The sequence below is a fragment of the Segatella hominis genome, from assembly GCF_004535825.1.
Lineage (GTDB): Bacteria > Bacteroidota > Bacteroidia > Bacteroidales > Bacteroidaceae > Prevotella > Prevotella hominis.
This window is the reverse complement of sequence record NZ_SGVY01000013.1, coordinates 1-20,295: the sequence shown is the minus strand read 5'-3', so window position 1 is coordinate 20,295 and position 20,295 is coordinate 1. Positions and strand designations below refer to the sequence as shown.

At 45.3% G+C, this 20,295-nt stretch carries 11 protein-coding genes and 2 tRNA genes; 8 read left to right on the top strand and 5 right to left on the bottom strand.

All coding sequences use genetic code 11. The features are described from left to right. Positions 1-80: 80 nt before the first annotated feature. From sov to axeA1, 3 genes are all read right to left on the bottom strand, one after another. The gene (gene sov, locus EXN75_RS06465; protein ID WP_134843256.1) at positions 81-7,928 is read right to left on the bottom strand and encodes a T9SS outer membrane translocon Sov/SprA; all 7,848 of its coding nucleotides are present in this window, start codon (positions 7,926-7,928) and stop codon (positions 81-83) included. 58 nt (positions 7,929-7,986) lie between these two features. Further along, complete coding sequence (gene ruvA / locus EXN75_RS06460) at positions 7,987-8,601, bottom strand: Holliday junction branch migration protein RuvA (RefSeq protein WP_022111413.1); 615 nt, start codon at positions 8,599-8,601, stop codon at positions 7,987-7,989. Positions 8,602-8,956: 355 nt separating this feature from the next. Then, a complete protein-coding gene (gene axeA1, locus EXN75_RS06455; protein WP_246031314.1) occupies positions 8,957-10,429 on the bottom strand; it encodes an acetylxylan esterase AxeA1 in 1,473 nt (490 codons plus the stop codon). Between the two features lie 181 nt (positions 10,430-10,610). Here axeA1 and sppA point away from each other — a divergent pair, with 181 nt between their 5' ends. The 6 genes from sppA to EXN75_RS06425 all read left to right on the top strand — a co-directional run bounded on the left by sppA (position 10,611) and on the right by EXN75_RS06425 (position 17,260). Then, on the top strand, positions 10,611-12,395 hold the full coding sequence (sppA, locus tag EXN75_RS06450; RefSeq protein WP_134843199.1) for a signal peptide peptidase SppA: 1,785 nt from the start codon (positions 10,611-10,613) through the stop codon (positions 12,393-12,395). 39 nt (positions 12,396-12,434) lie between these two features. Continuing rightward, the gene (gene lpxK, locus EXN75_RS06445) at positions 12,435-13,610 is read left to right on the top strand and encodes a tetraacyldisaccharide 4'-kinase (protein ID WP_118116814.1); all 1,176 of its coding nucleotides are present in this window, start codon (positions 12,435-12,437) and stop codon (positions 13,608-13,610) included. Beyond that, positions 13,495-14,304, top strand: a complete 810-nt coding sequence (locus EXN75_RS06440; RefSeq protein ID WP_118116816.1) for a purine-nucleoside phosphorylase — start codon at positions 13,495-13,497, stop codon at positions 14,302-14,304. The genes lpxK and EXN75_RS06440 overlap by 116 nt, the downstream gene beginning before the upstream one ends. Before the next feature lie 73 nt (positions 14,305-14,377). Further along, positions 14,378-15,487 (top strand): thiamine-phosphate kinase, encoded by a 1,110-nt coding sequence (gene thiL, locus EXN75_RS06435; RefSeq protein ID WP_118116819.1) that lies wholly within the window; start codon positions 14,378-14,380, stop codon positions 15,485-15,487. Between the two features lie 146 nt (positions 15,488-15,633). Next, positions 15,634-15,706 (top strand) — tRNA-Phe (locus EXN75_RS06430). Positions 15,707-15,856: 150 nt separating this feature from the next. Then, positions 15,857-17,260: a glycoside hydrolase family 28 protein gene (locus tag EXN75_RS06425; RefSeq protein ID WP_134843198.1), complete on the top strand. Its 1,404-nt coding sequence runs from the start codon at positions 15,857-15,859 to the stop codon at positions 17,258-17,260. Between the two features lie 186 nt (positions 17,261-17,446). Here EXN75_RS06425 and tsaA read toward each other — a convergent pair whose 3' ends face one another. Beyond that, the gene (tsaA, locus tag EXN75_RS06420; RefSeq protein WP_134843197.1) at positions 17,447-18,124 is read right to left on the bottom strand and encodes a tRNA (N6-threonylcarbamoyladenosine(37)-N6)-methyltransferase TrmO; all 678 of its coding nucleotides are present in this window, start codon (positions 18,122-18,124) and stop codon (positions 17,447-17,449) included. A gap of 249 nt (positions 18,125-18,373) precedes the next feature. Between tsaA and EXN75_RS06415 the strand changes: the two genes are divergently transcribed. Together EXN75_RS06415 and EXN75_RS06410 are read left to right on the top strand one after the other, a co-directional pair. Next, positions 18,374-19,237 carry an FAD-dependent thymidylate synthase gene (locus tag EXN75_RS06415; RefSeq protein ID WP_134843196.1) on the top strand — a complete coding sequence of 288 codons (864 nt, stop codon included), beginning with the start codon at positions 18,374-18,376 and terminating at the stop codon, positions 19,235-19,237. Between the two features lie 312 nt (positions 19,238-19,549). Then, a tRNA-Ser gene (locus EXN75_RS06410) sits at positions 19,550-19,634 on the top strand. A 237-nt stretch (positions 19,635-19,871) separates the two neighbouring features. On the opposite strand, the gene EXN75_RS17625 is transcribed toward EXN75_RS06410, so the two are convergent. Further along, positions 19,872-20,174 (bottom strand): hypothetical protein, encoded by a 303-nt coding sequence (locus tag EXN75_RS17625; protein ID WP_167639466.1) that lies wholly within the window; start codon positions 20,172-20,174, stop codon positions 19,872-19,874. Positions 20,175-20,295 lie beyond the last annotated feature (121 nt).

Here is a 20,295-nt window from a genome sequence, read left to right as displayed (position 1 = left end):
TGTGCTCCCCGCATGGGAGCTATTCAACCACGAAAGGGCTGGAGCCTCATCGCTACCAGCCCTTTCGTTTTTCAGGAACCCTATCTCGTCAAGGAGAACTTGATGCTCAGACCGAAGTCTTGTGTCGTCGTCGGATAACTGCTGCTTGAAAGCAGAGGCGTATTCGTCTGACGATCGTAGTAGAAACTCATGGTGAGCATCTTACTCAAGGTATAGTCGGCAGAGAAACTCAACTTCAATGCATTATTGCCGCTGCTGGCACTGCTCATCATGGAGGCAATGTCTCTTACGATGGCAGCCTGCTTGCGGAAACTGAAGTCCAAGCGCAGGTTCAAGTCATGGTTGGTGCCATAAGAATTGCTATTGGAAGAATTCTTCTGCTTGTCAGCCGAACCTTTACCCTTACTCTTGACAGCCTTACGCTTACCTCCCATTCCGAAGAGATGGAAGTTGTTCATGCGATAGCCCATTCCAATCACCCAGTCCTTGCTCACAGCCTCATTGAGCTGAATACTTGTCATACTGAGGTTCATCACGCGCGTCTGGCGATATTCACCCTTCAGCGTCATATTATTATTGAACGTCAGATCAAGTCCCAACAATGGCGAGAAAGCCTCATTGATACTCACCTGCGAAACATTGAACATGCTGCTTGGTGAAGGATTGCCGGTAGTGGCATCCTCGATGAAGCCCAAACCATTCATATACTCCTGGAAGGTGCTGTAACTGTTGTAGCTTCCAACGGCAAACACACTCTTATAGGAATGATTGATGTTCACACTCTTGAAGTGGTCACGGAACCAAGGCAACTTACCTAATCCACTATACTTAACAGTCCAGTTAGGCAGCAATCGGCTCAAAGCCGGGAAGATGGAGAGCGACTTGCCACCCATGCTGGTATAAGCATTGAGGAAGGCAGGCACCATCACATCAGCACTATACTGGTTGACAGGTGTACGGGAAGCATCAAACTTGCCGCCAGCGAGACTGGAACCAGCAGGATAAATCATTCCAGCGTATTGCTGTTCCACCCGATTGCGGAAGTCCTGCAGAGAGCCCACGAACTTTTCGAAGGTCTTGCTGCGGTAACCACTGTTAGCATCTCCCATTCCCTCGAAAGCAGAACCAATAGAGATGGTAGTCATTTGGAAGCTTCCGCTCTGGGTAGTAGGAGTTCCCTCATACATATACTGTATGCTCTTCTGCGTAGTCATGGTACGCATGGCATTCAGGTCAATCTTCAAGTTCTTCACAGGTTCCAGCGTCATACGAATCTGGAGATCTTCCGTTTTGCTCGTAGCAGCAGGAGTAGCGATGGAATCGTTGAGCAACAACCAGTCGTGCTCTCTTGCCTTCTCGATGTAACTATCGCCAACGAAACCGAAGGCGAAATCCAAACCCGGTGACATGATGCCCTGTTTGGTTTGTCCGAAAGCATCACCGATCGTAGGCAGGAAGCCTGGCAACGTGAGCTGGTAGTTGTTGCGATAACTGAAGCTCACATTTCTTGCCATCATTGCCACACGTGAAATAGCCTGCATGGTCTTGTACCAAGCCTTCTCCTCCAGCGGAGCCTTCGGAAGCACATTCACCTTCAACTTCGTAGCAGAATCCACCTTAGAGGTAATGCGGATTGTGTTATTATCCAACACCTTATATTTCAAGTGGAAGGCCTTTCCGTCCTCAGTCTTAGCCGAGACAATCAGACGCTTCGTATTCTTACCGTGCTTTACGTCCACATATTTTTTCTTCGAATCATCCTTTTTGGAATCATCCTTCTTGGACTTATCCTTTTTAGACTTCTTAGACTTTTCTGCATTCTTTGTTTCAGCCTCATCTCCAGAAGCCTCAGTCTTTTCCCCGGCAGCCTCATCCTTCTCTTTTTTCAAGTCTTTAGCATCAGCTAATAAAGGCAGGAGGGTGATTTCCTGTTCGAAGGATCTCTTGTTGAGCGGCAATCGCTTCTTCTGCTCCTGAGCTTTCTTATTATTCTTACTTGTCCACTCCTTCACAGCCTCCTCAGGATCCTTACCAGCATCGATTGCCTCCTGGCGAACCTTAGCCAATTCCTGTTTGCGCTTCTGCGCCTCCTGTTTAGCCTTTTCCTTCTCCTGCTTCTTTTTCTGAATCTGCGAGCGGGAAGGTTCCTTGTCAAACTTCTGGTTGGCAGCCTTGAGGAACGGTACATGATTGTAGAGTTTCACCAGATTGAACGTACCATTGAGGTTTAAACTGCGATTTGTGTTGATGGTATTTCCATACGAAACACCGTCCTCATCCTCCGTACCCTTGTTCCAGGAATAGGTGGAATTGTAGGAAGCATCGGCATTAACCCAGTCGAAGATTGGAATCAGATTGAGCGGCAACTGATAGGAAGCCGTAAAGGTCTGATTATAATCCAATGGTGCTCCCCAGTGCTTGATGCTGGTCCAAACAGAATCTTTCCAGGCATGGTACTGGTCAGCATAGAGGTCCTTATTGATTGGGGTATAAGGTTCTTCTATCTGCGCATGGGTGGCACTCTGGAAGTTCATGTGCAGATTCTTGGTCAAGTCCCAACGCATAGAGAACTCACGGTTCCAGAGGAACTGTTCGCTGAACGACAGAGGCAACTGTGAATTCTCCGTCGATTCCATATCGCGTTCCTGCAACTCATAATAGTTGCGGGTCATCTCCGTATTGAACGCCACATTCTGCGGCAGCCAGTTCAGTCCGAAGCGCTTCAGGATATCCAACCACTTGCTCTTGTTCTTCAACTTCTTGAAAGGTTCCCATGCCTTATAGACCGGAGTCCAGGAATAGTCGAGCGAACCGCGCCAGTTGTCTTCATTCTCATAGACCGTCGTCTCGCCCTGTGTATGCTGGTGGGAATGACTGTAGGAGAACGAGAAGTTGGCAGGGTCGTAAGGCATCGGATGGCGCTTAGTAGCAATTCCGACACGGGCATTGGAGATGGAGAAGTTGGTATTCACCACCTTCGTTACAGCAATATTCTCGATAGAATCCCGTTCCGCCTTAGAGCCTGTAGCATCCAGTGCATCCTGGAGTTCCATATCTGTATCCAGCGGATTGTACTTCGGAGAAGTCTTCTCCTTGGTCACACTATAATATAAAGGTATGCTCACCTTCGCCTTGTCAGGGAAGAACTTACCCATTTCCAAGCTCGTAGTCACGCTGTACGCCCCATAACTGTCGGTACTGCGACTTGCCACCTTGTCTTCCAGTCCACCGAATCCCTCGCTGGTATAACGACCAGTAGCATTGACACTACCCCAGTCAGACAACTGAACATTCAGATTGGCATTCGCAGCCCATCCACCCTTGTTGTTATGTTCCAGAAGTCGGAGTTCGTTGACCCAGACTTCACCGCTCTTCACATCGCCAGAGTTGTTGCGAACACCAATCATCATGGTTTTCACCTCACCCAAGGTAGGATTTCCCACCAAGGTCATCTTGTTGTTCGGATGATTGCTGTCATAAGCCACGAAAGGCTGCGAGAACGAAGCCATGCCCATTGCCTTGGCCTTGTTGCGTTCCTTCTTCAGGGCGGTGAACACACTCATCTGGATATCGAGCATATTTTCCTCAGGCCATACAGCCTTGCAGTCTTCCAATGAACGGCGACTGTACTTACCTTCCGGAGTCAACTTCAGCGGAATCTCATATTCATAATAGTTGTTCTTATAGTCATTACCCAGACGGATGAACACAGAGAGTTGGTTATCTCTCAGGTCGGTGGTGTTCTGAGCGAGTGCATTGGCATGGGTAAACATCTGGATGCGCTTATACTGACGCAGGTCGAGGGTGGTATTCTTGTAAACCGCCTTGGCCTCACCGGTACTTAAATTCTTGACCACAAGGCTCAGCGCCTGTTCATTCTCCTCCACCAACTGAGGTTGAGAAGGGTCCTGCCCACGACGGATGCCAGGAGGAAGCACATAGTTGACCGGAGTTTTCTCGGCATTTTCCTCGATGCTCACCGCACTTGCTTCCAGCGTACCACCATTGGCAGCACTGAGCGGCTGGTCGTAAGTACGCCAGGTGCCACGTACCAGATCCAGAGTTCCGAAACGCATCACGATAGGTTTCTCAAAATTGGTAAGGAACATACGCATAAAGCGGATGCTGGAGAAGTCATTGATATTGCCCACCCTCGATTCATACTGATCTACCGGGATACGGAACTGGTACCAGGTGACCGTCTCATTCTTCGTTCCATTAGGTAAACTTGGTGTATATTCCCGTTTATCAACGATATAGTTCTTACCCACCACAAGGTCTTCCGGACGGATGCTGACATGATACTGGAAATACTTCTCATATTCATTGAGGGTGTAGTCCTGGTTGATATCTTCCACATCCGGTGTAGATTTATAGGAAGTATCATAGCTCTCGGTACGGCTATCGCTATCCGGAGAGTTGCCCTGCGGATTGTTGATGAATTTATAGCGGTACAAGATAGGCGCCTGCATCTGATCCCAGTCAGAACCACGGTAATAGTGATAATCATCACGGGCTGGGTCAGCAAAGATACTGTCGAAAACCGCCTGATTGACCTTGCCCTGTATCTGGTCGAGGTAGGCGCTGCGATAGAATTCCTGTTCCTCCGCATCAGTAAGTCCGTTGAAACCCACATCCTGCAAGGCACGGCTTCCACTGGTTGTGGCAAAGGCATAAGTAACCGTACTCTGCGTAGGGATCTTACCCCACTGAGAGTAGGTAAAACTGTTGCTGCCATCCACAGGCATTCCACTCTCATAGAATTTCTTTCCATCACGGAGAATATCCTCACTGATTTCTCCTAAGTTGATATAGAAATCACCGCCATAGAGACGGGCATCAGGCTGCTGATTGCTATAGATGAATGGGTCCAGCATCCAGAATTCGATATATTCCACATTCGCCTGCTCGAAGTCATTCGTATCCAACTTGCGCATCATACCACCCCAGTGCTTCTGAGGATTGGCAAGGGTTCCGTCCGCCTGGAGATCAGCCACATTGAAGTTGTACGGACCGCGCTCATTCGGATAGAAGGCAATGTTCATCGCATTCACTGTACTCGTCTCCGTACTATAGGTCTGTTGTTGACGAAGTGGGAACAACTCTCTCATGTAGATGGCTCTCACATAGTGATTGCTCAACTGGTTGAGGTCGCTCTTGATATGTCCCGGAGTCAGCGTACTACCCTTTCTGTTGAAAAGTGGGTCGATTGTGTACCATGCCATCTGGCTTCTGTTGAATCCACTCGTCAATCCCGTTTTGTCCTTATTTTCAGGGAACATGGAAGGAACGCTGGAGAGGAACCATGAGGTAGGAGTCATCACATCAATACTGCTCTTGGTGGACTCGAAATCATCCAGATAAGAAGCATTGTCCTGTGTTCCGCTCGCCTGTCCGGCAATCAGTTGGGCAAACTCTCCAGTAAAGGAAATCTGCGATGGTTGAGTAAGATGCAGGAACGGAATCTTGTCGAGCACATTCGTCAGCCACTGACTTTCCTTCTTCCAGTTGATGTTGATACCCCAGAGGGTATTCTTCACCGGTTCCTCTCCCATAGCCACCTTGGTGAGGAGCGGTTGTTCACTCAAATGCTGGAACGTACCGCTCAGTTGGAAATTCTTCGAGAAGTCGTATTCCCAGTTGAGTCCAAACATCGTCTTGCGCATCATACCATAGTCGGTATTGCTTTCAAGCGAAACATTGACGGGTGTTCCTGCATCGATGATGCTCTGATTGAGAATCGTCACTTCACCGGCATTGTAATCTACAGAATAGTCAGAACCTTCGGTGAGCGTAACACCACCGGCAGTCACCATCACCGAACCCTGCGGAACATTGTATGCTCCGAGGGAAATGACATTGGAAGAAGAACCCTTGAACTGACCCACCAGCAGGTACTTGTTCTTCTCGGCTATCTGTTTGGCTACCGTCTTCGTACTGTCATAAAGAGCCGTAAAGGCATATTTCTCCGCCTGTTCAGCAGCCACGCCCTTACTCTTCAGATATTCGTACATATAACTACCGAAAGGTTCTACTTTAGGAATGAAGACGCTTCCGTTGGAAACCGTATAACCCTCTACGTAGTCGTAGTAACCATTGCTATGAGCATTGTTATTATTGTCAAGACGATCGGCTCCCAATACCTTGATGAGTGGTGTCTGCTTCACTTGCTTTTCAGGGATATAGGTGATATAAACACCCGTCGTATCGCTCTGGAATTTCACGTCGAGTCTGAACTTTTCCTTCTCTATCTGGGAAGCTAAGTTATAGACGTTTTTCATCATCAGTTTCCAGTTGCCCTGCTGCGGATTGTTGCTGGTATTCTTGAGAGATTTCACGAAGAGACCCTGCTTGGTGTCAGTAACGTCGCTGGCAAACTCACCCACCTGATAAGTGACACCACCATACGTATATTCGTATGCCACTGCCAGAACCTGGTCGGTCTGCAACTGGTTTCGCAAGGAAATATAACCCATCGCTGTATTCACCGTATATTCCGATGAATTCAGAAGACGCGCATTCTCCAACTTTTCAAAATCATTACCACCGACAAGTCCAGCACCTTCCAGCGTAGAAGAAGTCTGATTCGCATCACGGGCAGCACTATACTGGTTGACCATTGCATCATACTCCGTATTCGCCTTGTTGGCTGGGACCACGGTTCCTCCCACAGCCCACATCGGATTGCTTACCTTCTCGTTTTCACCCAAGTCGGTAAGCGCCACGATGTTTCTCGTATTCTCAGACGAACCCGTCTTATTGGTAACCCAAACCTCCACGCGGTTGATGGTAATACCGGTAGTAAGGTTAGGCAATTTCTGCATCCATCCATCATAATGGTTGCGGAAGTATTGTGAAAGGAAGAAGTGCTTGTTCTCCTCATAGTCGGTCACGTTCTTTTCAAAAGGCGTAAGCTGGACGCCACCCTTAGAGGAAACGCTTTTGGAGGAAGACTTCTTCTGGGAAATGACGGTTTGCAACTTGAGTTTACCAAACTGCAAATCGGTGCGGAAGCCGAAAAGACTGCTGGCTCCACGAATGAGTGACGAGTTGGAAGGAAAAGACACATTACCCGCCTCTACGAGTTTGATGATTTCATCTTCCTTGCCATCGTACTTGAGCTTCATATTCTGAGCATCATAATCGAAAGTAGCATCCGTGTTGTAGTTCAAGTTCATATTGACCTTATCACCGACACGACCATTAACATTGAGATTGATTTTCTCATCGAAATCCATCATCGTCGTCTTGCGGTTTCGGATAGGAAGCGAAGGATTATCCACATTTTTTTTCTTCACACCAAACTTCAATTCGGCCGTACCCTGCGTTTTCACACGAATACCACCCGGACCGAAAATCTTCTCAGCCGGTCCTAAATCAAAGTGCATATCCGTAAAGTCGAATTTCTCCTTACCCTTAGCCTTGAAGATTTCATCATTCTGCTTACGGTAATAGGCATTACGTTCCTGCATCTCGCTCCAGACGAGATACTCCTTCGGTGTAAGCATGATAGGCGCAGTAATCCAAGTATTCCCGAGCCGATTACCAATCACATATCGGTCGAGCGTATCATTATACTCCACCTGATACTTCATGTTGTCAGGGCGCTGCAGGTCGAGCGGACTTTGGTAAAGGTCGCTGAGGGTAATCGGTTGGGTGCGCTGCACAGGCCAACGGGGGTGCAGCAGACTATCAGGAATAGAATCCTCATCAGAAAGAATTGGCTGTGCTGTGATTCTATTCTTCGCAGCAGTCCCGTTCTTTGCAGCAGCTCCATTCCTTGAATTTTGTGTATTTTGTCGTTTCTGAGAGCCCTGTTTTTTTTGCCGCGAGATGTCAGACTGCTGGTTTCTGTTGCGAGTTCTGTCATCTTGAAGGTACGGCAAGCCGATGGCATTGCCAATGACTGAAGTCAAGAGCAATGCCATCAACAAATATGCGTATTTTATATTTTTTATTCTAAACATCAAAAAACTGTCGTGAAAATTATTTAATCTGCTTCAAGGCCAACTTGATTACTTCCTCCACCTTGAGATCAGGTTTCGCTTTCAGGATTTCTATGACCACCTTAGCGGAAGGAGCTGGAGAGAATCCAAGCATGGTAAGCGCACTCACTGCCTCATCCTTCACATCATTGTTGACCATATCCACATTACCTCCATTGGCAGGTAATTCATTGGCAATACCCAAAGACACAATTTTGTCCCTGAGGTCAATAATGATACGTTGTGCCGTTTTCAGTCCGATGCCTTTCACGCTTTTCAGTATTTTCTCATCTCCAGAGGAAATCACATTGCAGAGTTCAGAAGGAGACAAGGAGGAAAGAATCATCCTCGCGGTATTAGCACCCACTCCAGACACAGTGATGAGCAGGCGATAAAGTTCCCTTTCCTGTTTGCTGGCAAAGCCGAAAAGAGTATAGGAATCATCTCTTCCGCCTGCCACCAGTACTTCATGTACATAGAGTTTCACCGTTGCTTTTCCCTGAATAGCCGTATAAGTATTCAGTGATATGTTAAGTCCATATCCTACCCCAGCAGTTTCCAGAACAGCCATGGTAGGAGTCAAGTCTGTCAGTTCTCCCTTGATATATTCTATCATCTTTATGCTTTTTTATTTTACGCTACTTTATTTTTGCTATCATTCAATACATCTCGGAACAATTCCCCCAAAACAGGGAATTATCATAAATAACAGAGAATCTATCCATTAAATATCAGAGAATCTATTAAATAATATTTAATAAACGGAGAATCAGGGAAAATATTGCCACAAAAAGTATTTTATTACCAAATATCACTAAAAAAGAAAGGATGTGGTATCAATCAAATCCTATACACACTGAAAAATCCCACAGATTTCACCAATTTACACAGATCTTTTTGAAGTCAAAAAATAAATCTGTGTAAATTGGTGAAGTCTGTGGGACTATGTATTTTATTTTAAGAGAAAAGGGTTATGATCTCTTCTTAGAAACCTTTTTGGATTTCTTTGCTTTTGCATGAGACTCTTTCGCTTTGGTTCCCTTCTCAGAACTTGTCAAAGCCTCATATACGATACCAGCCAACTTCTCAGCACCCTTGGCATTCGGATGAATACCATCACCCAACATCATATTGCTGAATGTAAATTGGAAATGGAGGTCGAGATAATGACACTTATTCTTCTTTGCCAACTTCTGCAACACAGGAATTTCACCATTCACGATTACACTATCATTGATGGTCCAACTGCCCTTGAAAGCAGGAATTGGAGAACAAAGATAAATCTCTGGACGACTTGGCAATGCCTTCAAAGTGTCTATCATCGCTTGCATACTCTGACTATATTCCTCTGCTCCATGCGCCCAATTATGAGTCTTGGAGTCATTGGTGCCCAACTTGATCACTACGATATTAGGCAAGAAAGCCTGCGCATCCTTCCAAGCTAACTCCTTCATGTATGGAATATCACCCTTGTTCATCATCGTACGGGCAGACACACCAAAGTTTTTTACCTCATAATCTGCTCCCAACTTCTTCTGCAACTGAGCTGGATAACCTTTATCCTCCGCATTCATAATGCCAAATCCATCCGTAATCGAATTGCCGATACATGCCACACGGACAGCATTTTCTTTAGGAGCCTTAAAGCTCTGCAGCCACGCCGTCAGATCTGCAAGCATCTGGTCGTGATGCTTGAAATTGCTGCGGAATCCCCAACCATGACCGCCAGTTGGATAGACATGCAGTTCACAATCGTTTCCAGCCTGGTGCATACGGGTATAATAAGCCACGCCATTGGTAACAGGAGGAACCACATTGTCGTCATTCGACATCAGAAGAATCGCACGAGGCGTCAGATGACCACGAACAGCCTTGTCATTAGACCATTCTTCTATCAACTTAGGATTAGACTTGCGCTCATCACCCAGGAAATTGACGCAGGAGCCTTTATGAGTAATGCGCTCATCCATCGAGATAACCGGATAGAAAAGTATAGAAAAATCAGGACGAGCAGCATATTCTGCATGCGTACTGACAGAAGAAGCAAGATGACCACCAGCAGAGAATCCCATGATACCTACATCCTGAGGATTTATATGCCATATAGATGCACTATCTCTTACCGTACGGATAGCTTGATAAGCATCCCCTAAAGGAATATTCCTATCTCCATTAGGCATGCGATATTTTAATACAAAAAAGGCAATACCCTGCTTATTGAAGAACTCAGCCCACTGATGACCCTCATGATCCATTGCCAAGTGAGAATAACCCCCACCAGGACAATCTACGACTGCCCGACCTGTAGGATTCTGAGGAAGATAACAGGTGAGTTCACTTTTACCATCTGCACTGTTTTTCAGTACAAATTTACGGGCTGTTGACTGAGCTGACAGATTGATGACCGCCAGCATCATAGCACAAAACGCAAATAACTTTTTCATTGCTTTATCATTGATTAGGTTTACATTTCATCTTTTGTATGCAAAGTTACGTAATTTTCGGCTAACACAACGCTTTATTTTCATTATTTTTTGGTTATTTTCGTACAAATAACTTTGTTGTTTGTTTCTTTTTTACTAAATTTGCAGAAAATTCTGAACTTTAACGTAACAAAGACGTGATATGAAACAATTTTTCAAGTATGCAGCAGCCACCATTGTTGGTCTTTTTGCCTTTTGCCTCATCTTCGGCATTTTCGGCTTCATCAGTCTCATCGGCATGGTTGCTTCCAGCAGTAGCACTCCTACCATCAAAGACAAATCGGTCATGGTGCTCACGCTACAAGGAGAAATCATCGACAGAGCAGAAGATAATTGGTTGGGGCAGATTACCGGCAACCAGTTCAACACGCTCGGCATGAACGAAATACTTTCTGCCATCAAGAAAGCCAAGACAGAAGAAAAGATAAAAGGTATCTATCTGGAAGCTGGTGCCTTACAGGCTGACTATGCCACAATCCAGGAAATACGCAATGCACTCGCAGATTTCAAGAAAAGCGGCAAATGGATTATTGCTTACGGCGATGCCTTCTCGCAAGGCAGCTACTATTTAGCCTCCATTGCCAACCAGGTTTATGTAAACCCAGAAGGTAATATAGATTGGCACGGAATCTCATCTCAACCACAATATATCAAGGATGTGGCTGCCAAGTTTGGCGTCCATTTCACGGTGGTAAAAGTGGGTAAATATAAAAGTTTTACGGAAACCTACACCGAGGATAAGATGAGTGATGCCAACCGTGAGCAGGTTTCACGCTATATCAACGGACTCTGGCAACAGATGCTGACGGATGTTTCCAACAGTAGAAAAATCAGCAAGGATTCGCTCAATCACTATGCAGACGGGCTCATGGTGTTCGACGACAGCAAACTCCTGAAATCACGTAAATTCGTAGATGGTTTCTGCTATTATGATGAGATCAGGAATATCGTAAAGAAACAACTCGGTTTGAAAGCAGACCAGAAGATAGCTCAGGTTTCCATGAAAGATGTCAACGCTGCTATCAATGACAACAATATGATGGGCGACGAAATCGCTGTCTATTACTGTCAGGGTAGCATCGTGAGAATGGCTACTCCAAGTATTTATGGAGACGAGCAGCAGATAGTCAGTTCTGATGTCGTCAGAGATCTGGAAGAACTGGCAGAAGACAAGAATGTAAAAGCCGTGGTTCTCCGCATCAATTCCGGTGGCGGTGACGCTTATGCCTCAGAACAAATCTGGCATGCAGTAAGCGAGTTGAACAAGAAGAAGCCTGTAGTTGTTTCCATGGGAGGCATGGCTGCTTCTGGAGCTTACTACATGAGTATGGGAGCACGATATGTAATGGCCCAGCCTACTACCCTGACAGGCAGTATCGGTATCTTCGGAGCATTACCAGACTTCAGCGACTTGCTGACCAAGAAATTAGGATTCAAGTATGATGAAGTAAAAACCAACAAGAACAGCGCCTATATGGGTGCCGGAACAGCCCGCCCATGGAGTCAGGAGGAAATCACCCATCTACAGGCTTATGTCAACCGTGGTTATGCCCTATTCCGCAAGCGTGTGGCTGACGGAAGAAAGATGAACGTGGAGGAAGTTGAAAAAATCGCTCAGGGAAGAGTCTGGCTCGGAACGGATGCCAAGAAGATCAAACTGATTGACGGATTCGGAAGTCTGAACGATGCCATTGTCAAAGCGGCACAGTTGGCAAAGATTTCAGATTATCAGACGACAGAATACCCTATGCAGGCAGACTGGATGGAGCAACTCCTTTCTCAGGTATCAGACAATAGTGGCAACTATCTGGACGAGCAGTTGAAACTGACGCTCGGCAACCTCTACCAGCCATTTGTAATGATACGTAATATGAAGGAAAAAGAACCAGTGCAAGCAGCTCTACCATTCTTCCTGAATATCAACTAAAGGGATTTATATATATAATATAATAAGGTATAAGAAACAATGAGAACAGAAGGCGACCTTATCAAGATCAACGATTGGCTGCTACCATTCAGTTGGATTTATGGCAGCATAGTGAGATTTCGCAACTGGCTCTTCGATATGGGTCTCAAGAAGAGCAAGTCATTCTCCATACCCATTATCTCAGTGGGCAACATCACAGTGGGCGGTTCCGGAAAGACACCCCATGTGGAATACTTGATACGCCTGTTGCACGACAAAGCAAAGATTGCCGTGCTATCACGTGGCTATAAGAGAAAAAGTCATGGTTATGTACTTGCCGAGGAAAGTACTACCATGCCGGAAATAGGTGATGAACCTTTCCAGATGCACCAGAAATTCTCTGATATCTATGTGGCTGTAGATGCAAAACGGGCAAGAGGTATCGAGAACTTACAGAATGATGAGGCAACCAAGGACGTAGATGTTGTCCTGCTTGACGATGCTTTCCAGCATCGGTATGTAAAACCAGGCATCAACATCCTCCTGGTAGATTATCACCGTCTGATCATCTACGACAAGATGTTGCCGGCAGGTAGATTGCGTGAACCATTGAGCGGTAAGAACAGAGCAGACATCGTCATCATCACCAAGTGTCCAAAAGACCTGAAGCCGATGGAATTCCGTGTGCTGACCAAAGCCATGGACCTCTATCCTTTCCAGAAACTCTACTTCACCAGCATCGACTACGACACACCGAAGGGAGTATTCGAGGAAAAGCAGATAGAGCTCGACAAGCTACAGGATTATCATGTCTTGCTACTCACAGGAATCGCTTCACCCAAGCAGATGGAGCATGACCTGAAGCCAATGACAAAGGATATCACCAACTTATCATTCGGCGACCATCACAGTTTTAAAGGCAAGGATATCGACCGCATCAACGACGCCTTCGAATCCATGCCAGAGCCACGCATCATCATCACTACAGAAAAAGATGCAGTAAGACTGAGAGAAACGGAGGGACTATACGAAAAAGTAAAGTCAAACATGTACGAACTGCCTATCAAGGTAAGCTTCATGCTTGACCAACAAGATAATTTTAACGAAAAAATAATAAGCTATGTACGAAAGAATTCAAGAAACAGCATCCTGGCTAAGAGAAAGGATGACAACAAGTCCAAAGACAGCTATCATTCTGGGAACAGGTCTCGGACAATTAGCTTCAGAAATAACTGACAGTTATTCATTCCCATATAGTGAAATTCCAAATTTCCCAGTATCAACCGTAGAAGGACATGCAGGAAAGCTCATCTTCGGAAAATTGGGCGGCAAAGACATCATGGCTATGGAAGGCCGTTTCCACTTCTATGAGGGTTACAGCATGAAAGAGGTGACATTCCCTGAGCGCGTCATGTATGAACTGGGCATCGAGACCCTCTTCGTCAGCAATGCTTCAGGCGGTATGAATCCAGAGTTCCACGTAGGCGACCTGATGATTATTGATGACCACATCAATTTTTTCCCAGAGCATCCATTGCAGGGTAAGAATTTCCCTACCGGGCCTCGCTTCCCTGACATGCATGAAGCTTATGACAAGGGATTGCGCGACCTTGCCGACGGAATCGCTAAAGAAGTAGGCATTGAGGTGAAACATGGTGTATATGTAGGAGTACAGGGGCCAACCTTCGAAACTCCAGCAGAATACCGCATGTACCGCATCTTAGGAGGCGATGCAGTAGGCATGAGTACCGTGCCTGAGGTCATTGTAGCCCGACACTGCGGCATCAAGGTTTTCGGCATCAGCATCATTACCGACTTGGGTGGATTTGACGTTCCTGTACAGGTAAGTCATGAGGAAGTGCAGATTGCAGCCAACAATGCTCAACCTAAGATGACAGAGATTATGCGTGAGATGATCCGCAGATCTTAAAGAACAAGAAATAATTAGAGGGAAAGTGAAGGGGCCCTTCACTTGTTTTTTTAACACTTAACATTTTCAGAAATTGGACATAGCAAAATTGGGTGAGTTTGGTCTTATCGACCATCTCACCAAAGGACACGAAAACAAGAATGCCTCTACCGTTTATGGTGTAGGTGATGATTGTGCCGTGATGCACTATCCAGACAAAGAGGTATTGGTAACCACCGATATGCTCATGGAAGGTGTGCATTTCGACTTGACGTACATAGACTTACAGCACCTTGGATATAAAAGTGCAATGGTGAACATCAGCGATATCTTTGCCATGAACGGAACTCCAAGACAAATGGTTGTAAGTTTGGCACTGAGTAAGCGTTTCAAGGTAGAAGACATTGATGAGTTTTACAAAGGACTCCGTATGGCTTGCGACAAATGGGGTGTTGATATCGTAGGTGGTGACACCACATCTTCCTATACAGGACTTGCCATCAGCATCACCTGTATCGGTGAGGCAAACAAGGAAGATATCGTATATAGAAGTGGAGCGAAGGAGACTGACCTCATCTGCGTAACGGGTGACCTCGGTGGTGCCTATATGGGTCTGCAACTTCTGGAGCGTGAGAAAGCCGTTTACTATGGACAGGTGGAAGATATCCGCAAGAAAATAGCTGAAGCCAAGCGTGATGGTGATACGGCGAAAGTATCCGCACTCAATGAGGAATTGGCCAACATGCGCAACTTCCAACCAGACTTTGCAGGAAAGGAATACCTACTGCAACGCCAATTGCAGCCAGAAGCACGCGGCGACATCATAGCCAAATTGCGTGAAGCAGGTATTCGTCCAACAGCCATGATGGATATTAGTGACGGACTCAGTAGCGAACTGATGCACATCTGCGAACAGAGTCACTGCGGATGTCGTGTATATGAGAAGAATATTCCAATAGACTATCAGACGGCAGTAATGGCAGAGGAATTCAATATGAACCTCACGACCTGTGCCATGAATGGTGGCGAGGATTACGAACTTCTCTTTACCGTACCAATAGGCGACCATGCAAAAATCGAGGAAATGGAAGGTGTAAAGCAGATAGGCTACATCACGCAGGAGAATCTCGGAAAATTCCTGATTACCCGCGACGGACAAGAATTTGAACTGAAAGCACAGGGTTGGAACCCTCTCAAAGACTAAAATCAACAAGGAAGAGCCTTTTGATACAATTTCAGAGGACTACAGAAAGGTGATTTTAGTTAATAAACATTAAGCAAGAGAAATTATCAGAATTTCTCTTGCTCAATTCAAAAACTTATTGTACCTTTGCAACCGCAAAAGAAAATGGTGCCATAGCTCAGTTGGTAGAGCAAAGGACTGAAAATCCTTGTGTCCCCGGTTCGATTCCTGGTGGTACCACTCCTCCTTTCATTAGGGCGGTTTCCGACTTCGGTTGGAGCCGCCTTTTTCGGTATTTATACCCCAAGGAAACAGTTGTTACGAAACTGTTACAAACAATTGCAATCATAAACTATTATAATTTAAAACAAAAAGCAAACTTAAAGACTTATGAAGAAAATTCTTATTTCTTTAATGGCACTGTTCGCGATAGCGAATACGTTTGCCACTGATTACAGCAAGTATTACACCAACTTGCCTGTTCAAATGTCACAACCTACCCTTCCTACTATCCCGGATAATCAGGTCAGCATCCTGGAATGCGGTGGTAAAGGAGACGCACTGACAATGAATACCCAGGCTTTCACCAAAGCCATCAGTAAACTAAACAAGATGGGCGGAGGTCATCTGAATGTTCCTGCAGGTGTTTACCTCACCGGATTGATTTCTCTGAAAGACAATATCGATCTGCATCTCGAGAAGAATGCCATTATTGTTTTCTCTGAAGACAAGAACGACCTCATCAAAACTGACGAGGCAACAGGTAAGAAAGAAGAGAGAGCCTCAACAGCCATTACTGCCAGCAAGCGCAAGAACATTGCCATTACTGGTGAAGGAACCATCGACGGAAATGGCGAATGGTGGAGACCGGTCAAGAGAAGCAAGGTAAGTGACGTGGAATGGAAAAGATTCCAGGAAATGGGCGGTACACTCAACAAGAAGGGTGACATCTGGTTCCCACTCAACCTGAAGCAGACTCCGAATGTAGTAGATAATATCGATGCACAGGAGAAGGTGCGCAACCACTTGATCCGTTTCACCGACTGCGAGAATGTGCTCGTTCAAGGTGTTACACTTCTGAACTCACCACGTTTCCACCTCATCCCTACCCGCTGCAAGAATGTGGTCATTGACGGAATTACCGTAAAATGTCCTTGGAATGCACAGAACGGAGATGCCATCGATATTTCAAGTTGTAAAGACGTACTGATTGTCAACAACGTAGTTGATGCTGGCGATGACGGTATCTGCATGAAGGGCGGAGCTGGTGCGGCTGGCGTGAAAGCGGGTCCATGCGAGAATATCAACATCCAGGACAACACCGTATACCATGCTCATGGCGGTTTTGTAATCGGTAGCGAATTCTCTGGCGGTATGAAAAACATTGTTGTAAGAAACAATACTTTCCAGGGCACAGATGCCGGTTTGCGATTCAAGAGTGCTGTGAAAAGAGGCGGTAAGAGCGAGAATATTTATATCGATCATATCTACATGACCGATATTACAGGTGATGCCATCACCTTCGAGACTACCTATTTTGACAACCACGTAGGTGCCAAGCAGCAGGCTGCCCCTGTAAAACAGGAATTCTTGCCAGATTTTCAGGATATTCATATCAGTAATGTCTATGTACGTGGCTGCAAGAATGGAATCGTGGCTCATGGCGCAGAAGGTATGATACACGATATCACCATCAAGGACTGCAACATCTTCTACAACAAGAATGCAAAGGATATAGATGCAGCTTGCAAGATTACTTTGGAGAATGTGAACTTCTCTACTTTTGCAAAATAGAAAAAAGAAAAGACAGATATCTGCAGTTAGTCTGATCTGCCAGACAAACAGTTAAAATTATATCATAAGATAAAACCAAAAACTCTCCTGATGTCAGTAGTGCTGACTCAGGAGAGTTTTTTATGTTCCGCCGAGGGATTATTTTTTGCGTGGGCAAGGAAGAATTTTTCCCTGCCCAGGGAATTTTCAAAGTACCTCTAAGGTTTGATGGGAAACCCGGAAGTGAATATCCAAACCCTCGTAGGGCATTCCATAAACCTTGTCAGGATTTTTTTGATAATGCGGACGAGGATCTTGCGCCAACACTTCTTTTAAAACAGAAATCTTGGCATCTGTCAATCCCTGCTTGTTCAGTTTGTCCTTCACCTCATCGCTGACCAGCACCTCGAGTCTATCCCATTTTCTTTCATCCACAAAACCGCTGCGGGCATCAGGATGACAGTCAGCATAGACTACGTAGGGTTTGATATCATATATCGGTGTTCCGTCCATCAGGTCAGCCCCTTTCACATGAATCACCGGTCCCCGATTTGTCTCCCATTCTATCCGGTCTATACGCACAGAAGACAAGCCGATATGGTTGGGTCTGAAAGGACTCCGGGTAGCAAACACTCCAACCTTCTCATTTCCACCCAGTACAGGGGGTCTTACAACGGGACTATTTGCTTTATGTTTATTGGCAGAAAATTCCCAAATCAACCAAAGATAGTCAAACCCCTCTATCCCACGGAGTGCATCGGGATTACGGAATTCGGGGTCAAAAACAATCTGACCCTCCAGTTCTTCTACCAGACCAGCCTGTTTGGGAATACCGAACTTACTGGAAAAGGGCGAACGAAAATGTGCAATTGGTTTTATTTCCATGATGATATCTAATTCATTAAATCAACGAGCCCCCATTTCCACTTCCATTCCCCTATCAATAACCAGATTACACCTTATTATATATATAGGGCAGAAAGGAGGCCATACGTGATTGCAAAGATACTACCTTTTTTGCAAGAAAAGCAAAAGTAAAGAAAGAAAAAACAGTTAATGGCAAAATATAAGGGAATAATTTTGTAATTACCCCAAAATAATGTACCTTTGCAGCAGAAATAAAAACAGAAAACAATGAAGATACAGAAACCTCAATATGAGATTTGGATGCAAAATCCAGGAGAGCTTGGTATCTATCAGCAGATAGAGCGAGCAGGTAGAGTATGCTACAAGAGTGAAAACAACACAACAGAAGACTCAGCCAAGCCATTCGTTGGCCGCATGATAGAGCATGAACATTATGCCATGCTGGAACACGGCACCGTATATTTGACCTGCAACCACGGGGAACTCCCACTCTATGCAAGCAACAAGTTCTCTCATGTGAATACAATAGACGGCAAGGATTACATCACAACCAATCTTCGTGTGATGGCAGAAAACAAAACACTGGAAGATCTGAAGTATCGTGCAGATTTCGAAAAGGGCAAGCATGAACTCCGCATCACCGTACACTTTACAACCCAGATTGCCATTACCCGTGAATACAATCGTCATCGCGCCAACTCCATGGCAGAACAGAGTACACGCTACTGCAATTATACGAAGAATAAGTTTGGTAGCGAAATCAGTATCAACCTTCCAACTTGGGTAAAGGGCGATTTAGAAACCAACGATGAGAAATTCGTAGAACTCTGTGAAGACGTAGCAAATGAAGAGACCAATGACTGGACTCCAATAGATGCCTGGCTTTTTGCCAATCAAGCAGCAGAATTTGCCTACATGAAATTGATTGCTATGGGATGCAAGCCACAGGAAGCACGCGTCATTCTTCCATTGGATACAAATACAGAACTGGTGCACACCGCATTCGTAAGCGACTGGAAGCATTTCTTCGACCTTCGTGCGTTAGGCACAACAGGAGCACCTCATCCTGATGCCAAGATTTTGGCTGAACCTCTATATGAAGAGTTCAAAGAAAGAGGTTATATTGATTAAAAAAGGTAAAAATCAGCGCAAAAGATAAGATTTTCCATTTTTCGTACATGAAATAACGGAAAATTCAGTATCTTTGCGATGTGTTTTTCATAGTATTAGATTTAAGGTTATCAAGGTTGGGGCTACAGCGGTAGCCCTTTTTTTTGCCTTTTTCTCTAAAAAGCAGGAGAAAAACAGGGTAAAATCAAGAAATCTGCACTTTTTTTGAGATTTTTGAAAAAAAAGTTCTCAAAAAATTTGGTGGAACCAGAAAATAGTAGTACCTTTGCAACCGCTTAAGAAAACCAAGCTATAGTCATCCAGACTGAATTTGGAGAGATGGTAGAGTGGTCGATTACAACGGTCTTGAAAACCGTCGTACCGAGAGGTACCGGGGGTTCGAATCCCTCTCTCTCCGCAAAGCCTTCTGAAAGAAATTTCAGAAGGCTTTTTTCATTATTGCCCGATAGATCGTTTAAATCATTTTTAAGACGAAAAGAATCGAGACGTTGAACCAACATCACTAACTCACAATTTAAGTGATATAAAATGATGTCAAAAAAATATTTCCAAAATTCCAGACTGGTAAAGTTTCTAACCTCGTAGGCTACACCTACCCCACATTGCATAAAGGCAAGGATTGGTATGTCGGCTTTTATGCGTTAGACCCAGCAACCAACAAGATGCGTCGTAAGAAGCACTTTGCTTGCAGGCAAATCCACTTTACTCCAACGTCACGCGCGTCTGTGTGCTTGACGGTTTTCACATTCACCAATCTCTCAGCTTTGGCACGAGACTCCTCATCGCATTTCTTGACCACGTCAATCTTGCCGAGTTCTACCATTTGGTTCCAATACTCCTTTGCCTTGGGGGCATGAAGCCGACATTGAGCATGATACGACACCTCACGCAGCCTGTTAGGTTGCGAAAACTCCCCTTGATGCGATAATACCCTCAAATCCGCAACCTATAGGGTTTAGTGGGATTTTGCTTGCAAAGCGACAAAATTCATTTTATTGTACATATTTCTTGCACAACAGAAATGTCGCAGACACAAAATCCCCTTACCCCATAAAGCG